This window comes from Massilia sp. DJPM01, assembly GCF_030348125.1.
Classification (GTDB): Bacteria; Pseudomonadota; Gammaproteobacteria; order Burkholderiales; family Burkholderiaceae_D; genus Telluria_A; species Telluria_A frigida.
Genome location: NZ_JAQOZV010000041.1, coordinates 53070 through 69968, shown reverse-complemented (window position 1 = coordinate 69968; position 16899 = coordinate 53070). Strand labels below are relative to the sequence as shown.

At 60.9% G+C, this 16899-nt stretch carries 15 protein-coding genes, 1 tRNA gene and 2 pseudogenes; 9 read left to right on the top strand and 9 right to left on the bottom strand.

What is annotated here, in order from left to right; all coding sequences use genetic code 11:
• Positions 1–37: 37 nt before the first annotated feature.
• From PO883_RS23345 to PO883_RS23330, 4 genes and pseudogenes are all read left to right on the top strand, one after another.
• Positions 38–913, top strand: coding sequence for an alpha/beta fold hydrolase (locus PO883_RS23345; RefSeq protein ID WP_373890097.1), 876 nt, complete (start codon positions 38–40; stop codon positions 911–913).
• Between the two features lie 412 nt (positions 914–1325).
• Positions 1326–2786, top strand: a pseudogene (locus PO883_RS23340) (catalase).
• Between the two features lie 188 nt (positions 2787–2974).
• Positions 2975–3754, top strand: coding sequence for a hypothetical protein (locus PO883_RS23335; protein WP_289311869.1), 780 nt, complete (start codon positions 2975–2977; stop codon positions 3752–3754).
• 74 nt (positions 3755–3828) lie between these two features.
• A complete protein-coding gene (locus tag PO883_RS23330; protein ID WP_289311868.1) occupies positions 3829–4224 on the top strand; it encodes a YbaN family protein in 396 nt (131 codons plus the stop codon).
• Positions 4225–4309: 85 nt separating this feature from the next.
• Here the strand turns inward: PO883_RS23330 and PO883_RS23325 are convergent, their stop codons facing one another.
• The 3 genes from PO883_RS23325 to PO883_RS23315 form a co-directional block, all read right to left on the bottom strand.
• Positions 4310–4690 carry a translational machinery protein gene (locus tag PO883_RS23325; RefSeq protein ID WP_289311867.1) on the bottom strand — a complete coding sequence of 127 codons (381 nt, stop codon included), beginning with the start codon at positions 4688–4690 and terminating at the stop codon, positions 4310–4312.
• 238 nt (positions 4691–4928) lie between these two features.
• On the bottom strand, positions 4929–5333 hold the full coding sequence (locus tag PO883_RS23320) for a hypothetical protein (protein ID WP_289311866.1): 405 nt from the start codon (positions 5331–5333) through the stop codon (positions 4929–4931).
• Complete coding sequence (locus PO883_RS23315) at positions 5326–6231, bottom strand: hypothetical protein (protein ID WP_289311865.1); 906 nt, start codon at positions 6229–6231, stop codon at positions 5326–5328. The genes PO883_RS23320 and PO883_RS23315 overlap by 8 nt, the downstream gene beginning before the upstream one ends.
• Positions 6232–6464: 233 nt before the next feature.
• Between PO883_RS23315 and PO883_RS23310 the strand changes: the two genes are divergently transcribed.
• On the top strand, positions 6465–7088 hold the full coding sequence (locus PO883_RS23310; RefSeq protein WP_289311864.1) for a hypothetical protein: 624 nt from the start codon (positions 6465–6467) through the stop codon (positions 7086–7088).
• Between the two features lie 8 nt (positions 7089–7096).
• On the opposite strand, the gene PO883_RS23305 is transcribed toward PO883_RS23310, so the two are convergent.
• Positions 7097–8623, bottom strand: a complete 1527-nt coding sequence (locus tag PO883_RS23305; protein ID WP_289311863.1) for an FAD-dependent oxidoreductase — start codon at positions 8621–8623, stop codon at positions 7097–7099.
• A 228-nt stretch (positions 8624–8851) separates the two neighbouring features.
• On the opposite strand from PO883_RS23305, the pseudogene PO883_RS35190 reads away from it, so the two are divergent.
• Positions 8852–9004, top strand: a pseudogene (locus PO883_RS35190) (helix-turn-helix domain-containing protein); the annotation flags it as partial.
• A gap of 33 nt (positions 9005–9037) precedes the next feature.
• Positions 9038–9331 (top strand): hypothetical protein, encoded by a 294-nt coding sequence (locus PO883_RS35185; RefSeq protein ID WP_289311875.1) that lies wholly within the window; start codon positions 9038–9040, stop codon positions 9329–9331.
• A 24-nt stretch (positions 9332–9355) separates the two neighbouring features.
• Here the strand turns inward: PO883_RS35185 and PO883_RS23290 are convergent, their stop codons facing one another.
• Complete coding sequence (locus tag PO883_RS23290) at positions 9356–10090, bottom strand: siderophore-interacting protein (RefSeq protein ID WP_289311862.1); 735 nt, start codon at positions 10088–10090, stop codon at positions 9356–9358.
• Between the two features lie 25 nt (positions 10091–10115).
• Between PO883_RS23290 and PO883_RS23285 the strand changes: the two genes are divergently transcribed.
• On the top strand, positions 10116–10613 hold the full coding sequence (locus PO883_RS23285) for a MarR family winged helix-turn-helix transcriptional regulator (RefSeq protein WP_289311861.1): 498 nt from the start codon (positions 10116–10118) through the stop codon (positions 10611–10613).
• A 50-nt stretch (positions 10614–10663) separates the two neighbouring features.
• Here PO883_RS23285 and PO883_RS23280 read toward each other — a convergent pair whose 3' ends face one another.
• Positions 10664–11632, bottom strand: coding sequence for a hypothetical protein (locus PO883_RS23280; RefSeq protein ID WP_289311860.1), 969 nt, complete (start codon positions 11630–11632; stop codon positions 10664–10666).
• Positions 11633–11834: 202 nt separating this feature from the next.
• On the opposite strand from PO883_RS23280, the gene PO883_RS23275 reads away from it, so the two are divergent.
• Entirely contained in the window at positions 11835–13103 is a 1269-nt protein-coding gene (locus PO883_RS23275) for a hypothetical protein (protein WP_289311859.1), read from the top strand.
• A gap of 169 nt (positions 13104–13272) precedes the next feature.
• Here PO883_RS23275 and PO883_RS23270 read toward each other — a convergent pair whose 3' ends face one another.
• From PO883_RS23270 to rpoD, 3 genes are all read right to left on the bottom strand, one after another.
• On the bottom strand, positions 13273–13758 hold the full coding sequence (locus PO883_RS23270; RefSeq protein WP_289311858.1) for an ester cyclase: 486 nt from the start codon (positions 13756–13758) through the stop codon (positions 13273–13275).
• A gap of 249 nt (positions 13759–14007) precedes the next feature.
• A tRNA-Ile gene (locus tag PO883_RS23265) sits at positions 14008–14086 on the bottom strand.
• Between the two features lie 100 nt (positions 14087–14186).
• A complete protein-coding gene (rpoD, locus tag PO883_RS23260; protein WP_289311857.1) occupies positions 14187–16391 on the bottom strand; it encodes an RNA polymerase sigma factor RpoD in 2205 nt (734 codons plus the stop codon).
• Positions 16392–16899 lie beyond the last annotated feature (508 nt).

Below are 16899 nucleotides of genomic sequence, written 5' to 3'. Positions count from 1 at the left end.
TTTATCCTGCTCCGGGTCCCTGGCACGCCCCACCGGCGTGGCGGCGGCCGCAACCTGCACTTCTCAACCACCCCACGGAGATTCACCGATGAGCACATTTACGACCAGCGACGGCGTCGAGATCTATTACAAGGACTGGGGCCAAGGCCAGCCCATCGTGTTCTGTCACGGTTGGCCGCTCAATTCCGACAGCTGGGAATCGCAGATGATCTTCCTGGCCAGCCAGGGCTACCGCTGCATCGCCCACGACCGGCGCGGGCACGGCCGTTCGAGCCAGCCGTGGAGCGGCAACGACATGGATCATTACGCCGACGACCTGGCCCAGCTGCTCGACAAGCTCGACATCAAGGATGCGGTGCTGTTCGGTTTTTCGACCGGTGGCGGCGAAGTGGCGCGCTACATCGGCCGCCACGGCACCCGGCGCGTGGCCAAGGCCGGGCTGATCTCGGCGGTGCCGCCGCTGATGCTCCAGACCGACGCCAATCCGGGAGGACTGCCGATCAGCGTGTTCGACGGCATCCGCGCCTGCGCCCTGGCCAACCGCGCCGAGCTGTACCGCGATATCGCCGGCGGACCGTTTTACGGCTTCAACCGCCCCGGCGCGACCAGATCCGAAGGCCTGGTGCAGGCGTGGTGGATGCAGGGCATGATGGGCGGACACAAGAACACCTACGATTCGATCAAGGCATTCTCGGAAACCGACTTCACCGGGGACCTGAAAAAATTCAGCATCCCGACCCTGATCATCCATGGCGACGACGACCAGGTCGTGCCGATCGAAGCAGCCGGCAAGGCGGCCGCCAGGCTGATAAAACATGCCACGCTGCTGGTGTACCCGGGCGCTCCCCACGGCCTGGCCGATACCCACAAGGACAAGGTGAACGCGGACTTGCTGGCGTTTATCAAGTCCTGACCGGCGCCTGCGACGCACGGCCGCCCGTCGATGAAGATCGCCCGGCACCGTAAGATACGCCGGGCGAGACGGTGGCCGCCCCGAGCCGGCCCACTCGGGCGGCGCGCTGGCGACGCTGGCGGCGATTGGCGACGCAGGCGACGATTGGCGGCGCTGGCGGCCCTGGCAGCCCTGGCGGCGCCGGCCTCGATTGGCCGCGATCGGCCTTGATTGGCCGCGATTGGCTGGCGTACCCCGGCGATCGCGCGGCCCGCCACGAGCGGCGCAACCAAGCCGGGTTCGTCCGCACACCTCCGTGGGCGTCACTGAACCGCCATGCCCGTCATGCACACCAGGTTTCACCCATAAAAACAATCGGACGGCGCCCGTTGACGGCGCCGCCGCCCCGGCCCTTCCTATGAAAGAGCATGACATGAACAAACTCACCACGGCCGCCGGCGCGCCTGTGCCCGACAACCAGAACACGCAAAGCGCCGGTCCGCGCGGCCCGCTGCTGCTGCAGGACGTGTGGCACCTGGAAAAACTGGCCCACTTCGACCGCGAAGTGATCCCGGAACGGCGCATGCACGCCAAGGGCTCGGGCGCCTTCGGCACGTTTACCGTCACCAACGACATCACGCGCTATACCAAGGCCACCCTGTTTGCCGAGGTGGGCAAGACGACGCCGCTGTTCATGCGCTTTTCGACCGTGGCCGGCGAGCGCGGCGCGGCCGACGCCGAACGCGACATCCGCGGTTTTGCCGTCAAGCTCTACACCGAACAAGGCAACTGGGATATTGTCGGCAACAATACCCCCGTGTTTTTCCTGCGCGACCCGCTCAAGTTCCCCGACCTGAACCACGCGGTCAAGCGCGACCCGAAAACCAATCTGCGCAGTGCCGAAAACAACTGGGACTTCAGGACCCTGCTGCCCGAAGCGCTGCACCAGGTCACCATTGTGATGAGCGAACGCGGCATTCCCGCCTCGTACCGCCACATGCACGGCTTCGGCTCACACACCTACAGTTTCATCAACGCCGCGAACGAACGCTTCTGGGTCAAGTTCCACTTTATTTGCCAGCAGGGCATCAAAAACCTGAGCGATGCCGAAGCAACCGACCTGGTGGGACGCGACCGCGAAACCCACCAGCGTGACCTGTTCGACAGCATCGAGAACGGCGAGTTCCCGCGCTGGCGCATCCAGGTGCAGATCATGCCGGAACGCGATGCCGCGACTTACCACCTCAATCCGTTCGACCTGACCAAGGTCTGGCCGCACCAGGATTACCCTTTGATCGATGTGGGCGTGCTGGAACTGAACCGCAATGCCGAAAACTACTTTGCCGACGTCGAGCAGGCGGCATTTTCGCCGGCCAACGTGGTGCCGGGCGTGAGTTTTTCGCCGGACAAGATGCTGCAGTCTCGCCTGTTTTCCTACGGCGACGCGCAGCGCTACCGGCTTGGCGTGAACCATCACCAGATTCCCGTCAACGCGCCGCGCTGCCCGGTGCACAGCTACCACCGCGACGGCGCCATGCGCGTCGACGGCAACCACGGCGCAACTATCGGCTACGAGCCCAATTCCAAGGGCGCGTGGCAGCAGCAGCCCGATTTTTCCGAGCCGCCGCTGGCCATCGAGGGCGCCGCCGCGCACTGGGACCAGCGCGCCGACGACGATTACTACAGCCAACCCGGCGCCCTGTTCCGCCTGATGACGCCGGCCCAGCAGCAGGTGCTGATGGACAATACGGCGCGCTCGCTCGGCGGCGCCTCGCGCGCGCTGTAGGAGCGCCATATCGCCAACTGCGGCAAGGCCGATGCGGCCTACGGCGCCGGGGTGGCGGCCGCGCTGGAACGCGGCGCAGCCTCGCCGACGCCGAACGCGGTCGTGTAAGGACGCCGCTTTTATCTGAACAGCAAGGGCGCCCGCCGCCCTTGCCGGAGAAGCTTGCCAAGCGCACCATTCCAAGCCGACGTTTTTGGCTTATTTGTCTCAATCGCGCCACGCCGCTGCGCGCTTCTTCCGCGCACGCCCCCAAATGACATACACTACGCATTTCCCATAAGCATCAAAATTTTCGGATGAGCTACATCTTGAAAGTGGTGGTACCGCCAGTCCCTTCCGACAATCTTTCTGTCCGGGGGTTTGCCAACACGCTCGCGCATACGTCGATGGATTTGCCGCCGTCGGCCAGGCTGCTGCAGTTTTACGACGCCATCACGGCCAGGTATCCGTGCGCGTCGAGCGGCGCCTACAGCAAGGCCAGCGCGGCCGCCTGCCCGTGGGCCGACACACCCCTGATCGATTGCCTGACGGGCGACATCGGCGTGATCAGCCTGTCGTACAAGAACATCGAAGTGCTCTCCTTTTTGCTGCGCCGCGCCGGCGCGCTGTCGCTGACGGTGATCGACACCCAGGCCGGCCTGGTGTACCGTCCCGCGCGCTTTCGCGTGGTACTCACCAGCATCCAGAAAAACGTGAACACGACGGCCATGCTGGGCAAGCTGGCGCCGCTGCTGAAATGCACGCCCGAACAGGCGGTCACGATGCTGGCCACGCCGAACGCGGTCCTGCGCAGCCGGCTCGACCACGTAACGGCGCAGCGCCTGGTGGCCACCATGCAGCTGCTCGGCTGCAACTGCAGCGTCGAAAAAGAACCGTCGCGCTCGGCGCAAAAAGCGGCGGCCAAGGTCGCTGCCGCGCCCAGCGCGCCACGCGCGCCAGTCCCACGGGCACGGGCGCCAATAGCGTCGCCGTTTGCGCTGGCGTACAAAGGCATGCTCAACCGCGCCGTCTACGTCGTGCAAGCCCTGCTCGAGCGCATCTGGGAACGCATGACGGCAACCCGCCCGTATTCCTGATGGCCTGAGGCGGCGGCTCCGGCCGCCATGGTAGGATGCGCGGCGCCCTCCTCCACGGCCGCCAAGGACCTCACATGAAACTGCTGCTGAACACGATCGGTTGCCTTGCCGTGCTGCTGGGCATCCTCGGCATTTTCCTGCCATTGTTACCGACCACGCCCTTCCTGCTACTCGCCTCGGCCTGTTTTGCGCGCGGCTCGACCCGCATGCACGCCTGGCTGCTGGGGAACAAAGTCTTCGGAAAATATCTCAGCGATTTTGAGCAGGGGCGCGGCATTCCGCGCCGCGCCAAGATCACCATTCTCGTGCTGATGTGGGCCTCGCTGGCGTATTCGATGCTGCGCCTGCAGCGCACCGGCCTGACCCTGATGCTGCTCTGTATCGGCGCCGGCGTGACGATTTACCTGCTGCGCTATGTGCCCACGGGTGCGCCGCGCGCGGCGCGGCTGGACCGACCCGGGCCGGGCTGATGGTGGCGTGACGGGCCGCGTTCGATCCGGGCAAAAAAAAACCGGGAGCGCCCGCTAACGGCGCTCCCGGTTTGTTACGCATCCATTAATGCATGATGCCTTCTTTGACAAAATACTTGCGCGCGTAGGCGAGCAGCTGGCCATCGTTCGGGTGGTCGACGGTTTCGACGCTGACCACTTTGTCAGCCACGGCAGGGTGCTGCTTTTCCAGGTGCTTGATGAAGACCAGCTTTTCCTGGCCAGGGCCGACGATCAGGATTTCCTGGGCGGCCGCGATGGCGGCGGCGATCTCGTTGAGGTACTCGGGATCCTGTTCCGATTCGATGCTGGCATCGACGCCGGCTTTTTTATGGCGCGCATGGACGGAGGCGGTCTTGATGACTTCCGATTCGGCGGCATCGCGCGTGAAATGGATAACGTGAGCTTCGGCCTGGTCGAGCCAGACGACGACGTGATTGAATGACATGGTGGTATTCCTTGAGATGAAGCGTGATCGTGCGCGGACGGCGGCCATTGCGAGGCACGACGCAAAAAGACGGCGCGGCATCTGGGCCGCGCCTTAAACGGAAAGTGCACCGGCCGGAGCCGGGGCATTGCAATCGAATGAAGCCAGTGTGCCCGCGTCAGGCGGGCCCGTCCGTTCGGAAGCGCACGTAGGCGGGATGGCAAGCTTGCGTTGCTCATCCCGTCAATGCCGCACGCGGTCAGTTCAGGTTCGGACGCCCGAGCTGTGCGGCAATGTCTTTCTTTTTGATGAACCGTTCTTCTACCTGCTGATTCCCTTCGACGTCATCGGACGCGTAGCAGTTCCGCTGAAAAACAATCTCTTCATGGGTAGCGCGCGCAAGCTTGAAGTGCCCGGAGCAGGTACGGTGCTCAGATTGATAGGCGATACGTGGAGCAAATATCTGCCACAGCAGCTGTCCTTTTGCATCATAGTGGCTCAGCCACTGCCGTTTCTGTGGGTCATAGGTATCTGGGGAAACATAAAAGCCCCGGTCGCCCGCCTCCACATTAAACCGTGGACTATCGATGCTGGAGATGTGCACATCGGATGGCGGGAGGTTAAGATTCAAGTTCCAGCGTACGCCGCTGGCTTGTTCAAGCAAGTCGCGCTGATAATAACCCCACCCCGGTTGTACGCGCTTCGGTGACGGCTTTCGGCCAATCTTTGCTATCGAAAAAACCGGTCTTGGGTTTCGGGTAAAGCACCCGACGCATCAACACCGGCACTTCAGGCCCGGTCTTGCCGGAGATTTGCGGATCCGGGTGGGCGGATGCGGCAACGACACGTTTCATGTAAAACCGCTCCGACGGTGCTTGCGTCGCGTCGCTGCGATCAACCAGGCCAAGCAGATTAGTATGGGGCATCCGATTGTCGAACTGCCACAAATCCCTGCCAGGCCGTTGTTGCAATGGCGGCTCACTGGTACTCATGAATGCTTCTGTCCTGTTGTTTGCTGTATCGACAAGCTCCCACCGGTCATATGCCATGTCCCCTTCACGTTTGCGCAGACGAATCGCATGTCGCGCTGTGCTGACCGGCGAGATCACCATGGAAAGACAAGTACCCGGGGCGATCGGAGGACGCTCTATTGCCCTGCGCAAGCCTGAAGGCAACTTTTCATCTGGGATGCATGTCACATTACCGTTGACCGATAACCGGAACTGCACGAACTTGAACAGGGCAACCGGCATGGTCCATTCGTGCTCGTCCCACGCCAGAGCCGCCAATTGCGGGTCGTACGTCGAGCGCACCGGCGTTACTTCCAGCATTTTCAAATTCCGGTCGCTGAGCAGCTCAACGATCCAGGGCGCGCGTAGAAAACCGCCGCTGAGCGACAGCGACTCGGTGGAAACGTTGGCCGGCAAGCCCGTCTTTTCTTTGTCTATCTGATCGTAGATTGGATGGATCTTTGGCGTGGAGCAGCCGCTCAGCGCGAGGACGATGCAGGCGGCCGGCATCACGCACTGCTTAAAACTGACTCTGTTGATTTTCGATGGCACTGAATTGCGCTCCGCTGTGGAAATCTGACGTCGATATTGTTCCGGTCCTGGACCGGCAACGAAACGCGCAGCCTACCGGAACAGCACAGGTGTATTCCGCCTATACGGCCGGCATCACATCCCGATACCAAAAGAAGCGCAAAGTACACCCGCCGACAGTACCGTACCATCCACCATCTTCATTTTCCTGACTGGTTTGCCCGATGCGCCATGAACCAAGCAAAACACGCAGAATGCTGCTGCTGGCAGGCGCCGCCTGGCCATTAATGATGACGAGCGGCGCCAAGGCAGAGGCGCCGCCGCAGTCCAGGATACGATTCAGCTACGACGAAAAAATCATGAACATTCTGCTTTCGCCGACCACGGGTAAATTGATCGTGCTCGGTGAGCGCTACCACTACCTGTTCGACGACAAGGCCGGACTGGAAAAAATCATGGGCGCGACATTCAAAAAAGAACTAGCAGGTTCCTTCGGCAAATTCACGGTCGATCCCGACGATACCATGTCAGGCAGCTACCGCATCCAGACCCGCAATGCGCTCAGCCCCGAGCAAGGAGAAGAAGCGCGGCGACTTGGATTCAGCCTGCTGCCGGACGGTCGTTTTGAAATTGCTGCGACAATCGGCGGCACCCGTTTTGAATCGGCGGCGCTGGCTAAAGACCTGGACGCATCGGCTTTGAATCAGAACTATATCGTGGCAGTCGATATGATCGGCGATGCACGCCCAACGCCAAAGTCGAGCACGTTCAGCGCGAAGGAGACAGCTACAAACATTCTTCTGATCCTGGCAGCACCGGTGGTGATCGTGATGTTTCTGTTCATGAATCCTTGCATCACATGCGGCAACGGCAGTTAAATATAGCCTCAACGCCCCTGCAAGATCGCTTCCAGCGCCAGCTCGGAACTGTTCAAGGCCCCTTCGACAAAGCCCTGGTAATCGGAATACGCTTCGCCGACGATGTGCACGTTCTTCGCGCCGCTGCCGAAGTCGAAAGCCTTGAAGGCATCCATCACTTTCCATGAGCGCACGCCCGGCTGCCAGCCATGGTTGGCGGCACCGTACGGCGCCCGCGCCCAGTCGCGGATGCCGTAGGTGATGATCGAATTCTTGATGTAGGCCGTGGCCTGGTCCAGGGTCTGGTCGCGGAACACCGCCTTCGAGTGGTCGTTGAGCTTGAGGTGCGATTCGTTCGTCTCCAGCAGGCGCTTGACGTCGCGCGCGACGAACAGGGCGAAGGCGTCGACGATGCGCGCATCCTGGTCGACTTCGGCGCGGTCGTGCTTGTCCGGCTCGCTCAGGTAATGGCGCCAGAATTCGGTCGACGGGCGGTCCATGTACAGCAGCACCATGCCGTGGCCATCATGGTCCCTGCCCTGCGGACGGCGGAAGTAATGCACTTCGCGGGTTGGCAGGCAATTGGCGTATTGCTGCGGCGGCTGCTCGTAATCCCACCAGGGGGCGTTGCTCACGAAGAAAATCTTCAGCATCGGAAAGCCGTTGACGGCATCCAGATGGGTCGCGATGTGCTCGGGCAGGTGCGGCGCCAGCTTGACCAGCGGCATGCGCGGCAGCGCCAGGATCAGGCGTGCCGCCTGCAGCTTGATGGTGTCGTTCTTGGTGCGCACGTCCAGTTCCATGGTCGCCTGGCCCAGTCCGGTGGGGCGGAAACCCAGCAGGGTGTGGCCGCCGGCCAGGGTGATGTTGGGCAGGCTGTGGATCTTGGCCATCAGGCCGTCGGTCAGCTTGGCCGAGCCGCCGGCAATGCTGGCCAGCTTCTGGCCCACGGTTTTCAGCGCGCGCAGCCACCAGATGATCCATTCGATCGCGTTCAGGTTTTCCGGAATCATGTGATAGAAGGTGCCGGTGTCGCGCAGCTTGACCAGCGCGCGGTGGCTCAGGATGCCGTGGCCGGACATCACGTTCCAGAAACCGGTGGCCCACAGCGGATGGCCGTGCAGTTGCGCGTGGCGGCGCAGGCGGTTGTAGTCGGCTTCGGTCAGGCTATCGATCCAGGCCTGGTCGTCCGGATCGCGGCCCATCACCAGCATGATGCCGCGCTTGAGCAGTTGCAGCGAATTGAGGCCCTGTTCTTCGGGCGGCAGCTGGCTGTCGGGCGCGCTGATTTCATCGGCCGAGGGACCGGAAAAATCGACCAGGCCCACCCCGAGTTCGGCGCACAGCTGGGCGAAGCGCGGTTGCAGGGTCGGCTCGAAGCGCATCGGGCCGTATTCGGCGATGAAGCCATCCATGTCTTCCGTTTCGATGCGCCCGCCCCAGCGGTCGGACGAGGCTTCCAGGATCAGGACCTGGTGCCCGGCTTCGGCCAGGCGGATGGCGCAATACAGGCCGGAGACGCCGCCGCCGGCAATGACGATTTGTTGTTCTGACATGGGAAAGATTCACGCGGATGGGGTGCCTTGGGCACCAAGGGCGCGATTGTGCCATGTAATTGACGCGCTTGGCAGGGGTGACATCGCCCCACTGCGGTGTTAGCGCTACCGCGCGCAGGGGCGCTGAAATCGCCGCGAAAAGGCCACTGTCGGGCTGGTGTCGGGTGATTTTCGTCACCGACACGGCTGGAATCGGTCGATACTGGCGCTTCACCTGCTTCGGGAACCATGATGGTTCTTAAACAACTGCGTCTCAGCCGCCATCTTTCTCAAGAACAGTTAGCCCAGATGTCGGGCTTGAGCGCCAGGACCATCCAGCGCATTGAAAGTGGCCATAAGGCCAGTGTGGAGTCGCTCAAATGTCTTGCTGCGGTGCTTGAGGTGGAGATATCAACCCTGAACGAGGAGACTTTCGTGATCGATAAACATGCACTCAACTGGCACACGCTGCCGCTGTGGCTGCGCTGCTGGTTTGGCTTCGGCTTTCTGCATATGCATCCGACCCGGCGCGTCGCCAAACGCATCGAAGCCGTCTCGCACGTGAGCGGATTCCTGTTTTGCTTGCTGGGCTTCGTGAGCGAAGCGGCGCTGGCTGGCGGCTTGATCATGCTGTCCACGGCGTATCTGTTTTCCTTGCTGTCGTGGCAAGGCGACCGCTACGGCATCTGGTTCGATGCCCCCGTGCAGGGCGACGCGCGCGCCGCCTGACGAGGGCGCGCCAGCCGCAGATGCTTACTCCAGGTTTTCGTGAAACCCGCTGCCGCCACGCTTCCAGTAGGCAGCGGCGCGGATGGCGGTCTTGTCCAAGCCCTTGACGCCCACCAGTTCCTGGCGCACCGCGGCCATGGTGGCAGCTTCGCCCGCGCACCAGGCGTAGCCCTCGCCGGCCGGCAGGGTCCACGCTTGCACGGCGGCAAGCAGCTCGGCATCGCTGGCGACCCAGCGCAGGTCCACCTCGGCCTGGCCGGCAAACACGCGGCGGTCGGCCGCATCATCGACCTTGACGATGACGGTGGCGCGGGTGCCGGCGGGCAGTTCCTCCAGGCGGCGTGCAATGGCCGGCAAGCCGGTTTCGTCGCCGACCAGCAAATGCCAGGCGTAATCGACCGGAATGATCAGCGAGCCCTTGGGGCCGCCAATGATCACTTGCTGGCCCGGCGCGGCCTGGGCTGCCCATGCCGCGCAGGGGCCGTCGCCATGCAGGGCGAATTCGATGACCAGCTCGCCAGTGGCCGGATCGAAGCTGCGCGGGGTGTAGTCGCGCCTGGCGGCGTCGGGACCGTCGCCAAGGATGAACTTGACGTGATCGTCGAAGGAGGCGCTGTGGAAGTCGTGCAGCGCCGCGCCACCGAAAGTAATGCTGCGGAAATGGCTGCCAATGGCGCGCACGCTCAGCACCTCGACCTGGCGAATCTTGAGCTCGTGGCGCACACGCTGCACACGGCTGACGGGAGAGTCTATACTCATGTCTTTATCTTTCAATTGGTTGACAATGTCACCTATCATCCACGAATCAAATGACAATGTCAACCATTCTGGCGCGGCCCGGCCTGGCGCGGCCCGGCAGGATGCCGTCCTGGAGCTGATTCATTCGATCATGCACCAGTACCGTTCGCAGCAATTCCAGGCATTGCGCGACGGCCAGCATGAGCTGACGCATATGGAAGCGAAGGTGCTGGCGTTTTTCGGCCATCATCCGGGCGCGACCCAGAGCGAGCTGGCGCGTCACAGCGGACGCGACAAGGCACAGGTGGCGCGCCTGATCACGGGGCTGCGCGAGCGCGGCTTGCTGCACGGGGAAGCCGACGCGGCCGACCGCCGCAACACGCGCCTGTCGCTGACCGATGCCGGCAGGGCCATCCAGCAGGCGGCGCAGGCCGAAGCGGGCAAGCTGAACGCGCAGGCGGTACGGGGGATGAACGGGGAGCAGCAAGAGATGCTGCTCGGTCTGCTGTTGCAGGTGAAGGATAATCTGAACCGGGGCGGGTAAGCACCGCAGACGCGCCCGGGAACCTGCCAACGCGGGCTCCCGGGATATTGCTAGTGCTGCACGATGCCGGCCTGGTTGCCGCTGCCCGATTGCGCGATGGCGGCGGAAAAGCCGTTGCCTGTCTGGGCGATCGTGGCGAGGTTGGGCGTCTCGTAGTTATTGCCGCCGTTTTGCGTGACCGACGCGATATTGTTGTTACCGGTCTGGCTAAGCAGCGAGCGGCTGTAGTCGAGGCGCTGTACGACGGTGGCTTTATTCAAATTGCCGGTCTGGACAATCCGGCTGGCATTGTCGCTGCCTTGCTCATCGCTGCTGGCGAGATTGTTATTTCCTTTCTGGATAATGGTCTGTTCGCGCGTGAAGTAGGAATTGTGCTGCCTGACGCTGGCGTTGTTGGCGTTACCCACCTGCTGCACCTCGACACCCGAATACGCGGCGTCATTCTGGTCGATCGTGACCTTGTTCAGATTGCCGGTCTGTACGACCAGCGGACCGCCAAAACCCGAATTGACCTGCTTGGCCGTGATGTCGTTGTCATTGCCGGTCTGGTAAGCCCGGATACTGAACGGGAATAACCCGAGCTGATCGACATTGACCGCATTGCGGTTGCCGACTTGTTCGATCGTATTACCCACTTCGCCGGAATTCTTTTGCTTCACGAGCGCCTTGTTTTCGCTGCCGAGTTGCTTGATGACGGTGCCGCTGCGGGAGATATTGTCCTGCGCTATGCTTGCCGCGTTTTTGTTTCCGGTCTGGACAATGTCGGCATAGGCATCGTAGGAGCGCAGCTGAAGAATGCCGGGCGTTTTGGATACCGGGTCGCCCGCGACATTGTTATTGCCTGTCTGCTTGATTGTGGCCCTCAATTCATAAAATTCGTAGTCGGGCGCCTGCTGCTCCACGTACAGGCTGTTGCCTGTTCCTACTTGCGAGGTGGACACGGTCGGCTGGGCTGAGACGGTGCCGCTGGCAAACGCCAGGGCGAACGCTGCGGCGATGGTTGAGAGTATTGTTTTCATGAGTTTCTCCTTGAAATTGCTGCGCAAAAAGGTGGCAGCGAAAGGTCGATGCCGCCGTGCACAGAGTGCAAACTGGCTGCTTCAAGGGTCGAGTGTATCGGTCGATACTGGCCTCCGTTTGAGGCTTCTCAACTGCTGAGAGCGCTGTTTTTCGGCATGACGCCCGGTCCAGGCCGGTAATTCGGCGCGCGGCCGGCGGTGAATGGCGATTCGCTGCCGCCGCAATCGGCATTCGATGCGTTATCATCCTATTAATATATTCAGGCGAAATAATATGCTTTTTGCGTGGCGACTTGTCTTTGTGGGATGGATGCTGATCATGAGCGCAGGTGTTTTTGCCCAGGATCGCACCGCAGTACCTCGTCAGGTGCATGCAAGCGCCGCGCCTGCGCGCACGGCTGGCGATATCAAGACCGAACTGATTAGGCAGATGCAGAACGATGGCTATCTGAGCGAACGGATGGCAAAGGAAGTCGCCGGCAAATATGTCAGCCCGGGCGATTTCCGGGAAACGGCGGCAGGCGCCGTCACAGCGCAAGCGAGCCAGCCATCGGTCTGGTCGCGGTATATGTCCTGGGTAAATCTCATCAAGGTCGTTGCGGTGATCTGCTTCCTGGTGGTGTTTTACGAAACGATTCTGAAGCTGGTCAAGGCCCTGTGGACCTATGTGATCAAGGTGCCGACCATTGTGTATCAGCTGGTTTTTCTGTCCCTGACAGGCGCTGGAACGCTGTGGCCGGAGGCGATATGGCCATCGCAAGCCTTGTATGTGGCGCTGTTTTGCGGCTTTGCGAACGTGCTGCTGGTTGGCTGGATTGTCGATACCTGCAAGGTGGTGCCGGACACGCTGAAAAAATTGTTTCCTCCCTTTCGCCGCGCGCCGGTCAGTACCGCCTGTGCGCTGGGAATGGTCTATTTTGGCGCGCTGGCATTGATGCATCAGTCCGGCATTTTCGGATTTTTCGCCGCAGTGTGCTTGTCGGGCGTGCTGTCCTTTTACATGGTCTACACGCCCGGCACGCTGTATCTGAAATTGGATGAGAGGATGCTGAAGGGTGTTGTTGTCGGCCACCTGAGCGTGCTGGCGGCCTATTGTGTCGTGCGCGTCAATGGCATCCATTGGGAATCCATCCAGTATTTCGAAGCGGGCCTGGAGTATTACTGCACCATCGGCCTGGCGCTCGCGCTATTGGTCGGCGCATCGCCGTGGCCCAGCCGGGCGCAGCGCAACCGGTATCTGGCCTTGTTTATCGTGCTGGCGATATTGGCGAGCCTGGGCTACCTGTTCCTGGACCTGAAAGTCATCGCCAGCATTCTATTGTGCTTTTTTGTCCTGCTGCTGCTCGAATGGATCGCCTATCTGGGCTTCAAGACCAATGTGCTGATCGGCGCCGGCGCGCTGGGCGCATCCCTGTACGGGATTGCGGTGCTGCTGGAAAAATACAGTTCGCTGATCCTGGCGGGCAGTTAGGGCGTCACTGCGGGACGGCCCGCGCGGGAACCGTCCTTCGCGTCGGGTCTCTCCATCAGCAAGGCGATACTGGGCGAGATCCTCTTCGGATAGCATTTTTTTTCAGTCTGGTTTCCGGGTCACTGCGCAGAATGGCCTGTTCGAGAGATGTCGCCAACCTCGGGAGTGCTTATTTTCTTGCCGGATCCCAATGCTCGACAATTTTCCCGTCCCTGATGCGGAACATGTCGAACCAGGTGGTGGTATATTTTTGACCAGCGGCGGCAGGGTCCGGATATTCCCTGACGAAACCAAGCATGACCAGGTCGCCCTCGGCCATGATCGTCACCAGTGGCGTCTTAATGGCCGCTGCAATTGGTTTTGCCTTGGAAAACTTGGAAAAGAAAGTGACGAATCCCTCGCGGCCGCCGGGCACGGTGGGATTGTGCTGGATGTAGGAATCGGCAAGGTATTTGTCTGCCAATTCGAGATGACCGCCTTCAAATACCTCGCGCCAGAAATCGTAGACAAGGCGCTTGTTGGCGGCCAGTTTCGGATCCGGGCTTGACAGCAGTTGGGCGTGATCAGCCGTGGCTTGCACCGGGTCCTGCGCCCTGGTTTGCAGTGGCAGTGCGAATGCGCATGCCGCAACCAGCGAAATGAATGCCTTGTTCAATCGATGCTCCTGTTCAGAAACGCCGGGCGCCCGTCAGTTTCCTGCCGCAGCGACGCCAGCGACGAGCGCAGAATTGCGCTCATGCGAACTGAAGTTTAATGCAGGAAAAGGTCGTGGTGTGCTTTATAGAATGCATATGCCCGTCGTAACGAAGGCGCTGGCACGATCGCGCACCAAGCCGGTCCGCGGAGGTTCCAGAATGAAAAAAGGGAGACAGTTTCATGTCTCCCTTTTTTCTATACTGAATATTGGTGGGCCTCCCGTGAGTCGAACACGGCACCAACGGATTATGAGTCCGCTGCTCTAACCAAGCATGAGCTAGAGGCCCGAAATCGGTGCGACAGGAATGCTGGCACGGCCACCACCAAGATAGCCTCCCGTCACAAAGTGGCGAGAGGATATGGCTTTTCACATCAGCCCGTCAAGGCTTAATTACCTTCCAGGAAGCTCTTGAGCTTGTCGGAGCGCGATGGGTGACGCAGCTTGCGCAGCGCCTTCGCTTCGATCTGGCGGATCCGCTCGCGCGTGACGTCGAATTGCTTGCCCACTTCTTCCAGCGTGTGGTCGGTCGACATCTCGATGCCGAAACGCATGCGCAGCACTTTCGCTTCGCGCGGCGTCAGCGAATCGAGCACATCCTTGACCACGCCACGCATCGAAGCGTGCAGCGCCGCGTCCGACGGCGCCAGGGTGTTATTGTCTTCGATGAAGTCGCCCAGGTGGGAATCGTCATCGTCGCCAATCGGCGTTTCCATCGAGATCGGCTCTTTCGCGATCTTCATGATCTTGCGAATCTTATCTTCCGGCATTTCCATCTTGATCGCCAGGGTCGCCGGATCGGGTTCCGCGCCGGTTTCCTGCAAGATCTGGCGCGAGATGCGGTTCATCTTGTTGATCGTTTCGATCATGTGCACCGGAATGCGGATCGTGCGCGCCTGGTCGGCGATCGAACGCGTGATGGCTTGGCGAATCCACCAGGTCGCATAGGTCGAGAACTTGTAGCCGCGGCGGTACTCGAACTTGTCCACGGCCTTCATCAAGCCGATATTGCCTTCCTGGATCAGGTCGAGGAATTGCAGGCCGCGGTTGGTGTACTTCTTGGCGATCGAAATTACCAGGCGCAAGTTGGCCTCGGTCATTTCGCGCTTGGCCTTGCGCGCCTTCATTTCACCGGCCGCCATCTGGCGGTTGATGTTGCGCAAGTCCGGCAGCGGCAGTACCACGCGCGCTTGCAGGTCGATCAGACGCTGCTGCAGTTCCTTGATCGTCGGAATATTGCGGCCGAGGATGGCGGAGTAAGCATGGCCGGCGTTGACTTCGCCATCGACCCATTCCAGATTCGTTTCATTGCCCGGGAAAACTTTGATGAAGTGGGCGCGCGGCATGCCGCACTTGTTCACCGCCACGTCGAGGATTTGCTTCTCGATATGGCGCACTTCATCGACTTGCCCGCGCAGGGTGTCGCACAGCTTCTCGACCACCTTGGCGGTGAAGCGGATGCCGAGCAGCTCGTTGGAAATCGATTCCTGCGCCTTGACGTAGGCTTTCGAGTTGTAGCCATCTTTCTCGAAGGCCTTGCGCATCTTGTCGAACTGCACGGAGATGATGTCGAACTTTTCCAGCGCCTGGTTTTTCAGCGCTTCGAGCTGTTCGGCCGAGAAGCCCGCTGCGCCGGAAGCATTGTTCTCTTCTTCCTCTTCCTCTTCTTCCTCGTCGGCCTCTTCCTCGTCTTCATCTTCGTCGGTGGCGACCGGCGCCACGACAGGCTCAAGCGGCTCGTCCGGGTCGACCATGCCGTCGACGATTTCGTCGATCTTGATTTCGTCGTTCTGGATGCGGATCGCGGCGGAAATGATTTCGGCGATCGTCACCGGGCAGGCGGAAATGGCCTGGATCATGTCCTTGAGGCCATCTTCGATGCGCTTGGCAATCTCGATCTCGCCTTCGCGCGTGAGCAGCTCGACCGAACCCATTTCGCGCATATACATGCGCACGGGATCGGTGGTGCGGCCGAAGTCGGAGTCGACCGTCGACAGCGCCGCTTCGGCCGCAGCCTCGGCTTCGTCATCGCTGGTGACGGTAGCGACATTGTCGGACAGCAGCAGGGTCTCGGCATCGGGCGCGTGTTCGTAGACCGCGATCCCCATGTCGTTGAAGGTGCCGATGATGCCTTCGATCGCTTCGGGATCGACGATATTTTCGGGCAAGTGATCGTTGATTTCGGCGTAGGTCAGGAAACCGCGCTCCTTGCCGAACTTGATCAGGGTTTTCAGTTTCTGGCGGCGGCGTTCGAGCTCTTCCTCGGTCGCTTCCGTATCCGACGAAAACGCATCTTTCAGCAGGGCTTTTTCCTTGGCCTTGCGGTCCTTGGCCTTGGCCTTGTCGACCGCTTTCAGCTCGGCCCGCTCGACCGCATTGAGGGCGGCCACTTCATCGTTCTCGGGCTGGAATTCTTTTGGCTTGCGCCCGCGCCGGCCCGGTACCTTGACTGAGGGCAGCACGTAACCGGACGTGTCGATCGCGGCCAGCGCGGCGGCATCGGTGGTCTGGCTGACGACAGGCGTGGCGCTCGCGCTCGTACTGGTGCTGCGCGTTTCGGCCTTGTCTTGCGCTTTATCCGCCTTGGCGGACATTCTCGTTGGCTTATCAGCCGCTTGGGTTTCAGGTTTCTTGATTGGCACAGGCGCTTTCGATGTCACAACGACTAGCTTTATGGTGGATTAAGATAAAGTTTGTTGCCGGCCTTTTGGGCCCTACGTCCCGAACCGGCCCGCAGACCGCTCCGGCATTGCTGCACTCATAACACCTTTACATCACCTTACGGGCACGACCCGCGCGATTTCGGCAGTAGTCTACTGCAAACAACGGCGGTTGGAGGCGCGAGCCGCGTGTGGTTGAAAAGCAAACCGATGTTTGCCATCGACCGCGCAGCGCGCCGTCGCAACCAAGCTGGCCCTGGCCGCCGACGCCCACCATCTTTGCGCCGATCAAGAGCCTAACTCACTGAAAGAAATACAACTTACGGACAACGAAAAAATTTCTGCGAACACAACACTTATCGTTTTATTATAGCACGCAGTCCGTCTTTTTCCAGTGCCAAACGCCCCCTGTAACGGACCCCGATTTCACCCTGTGCGAGGG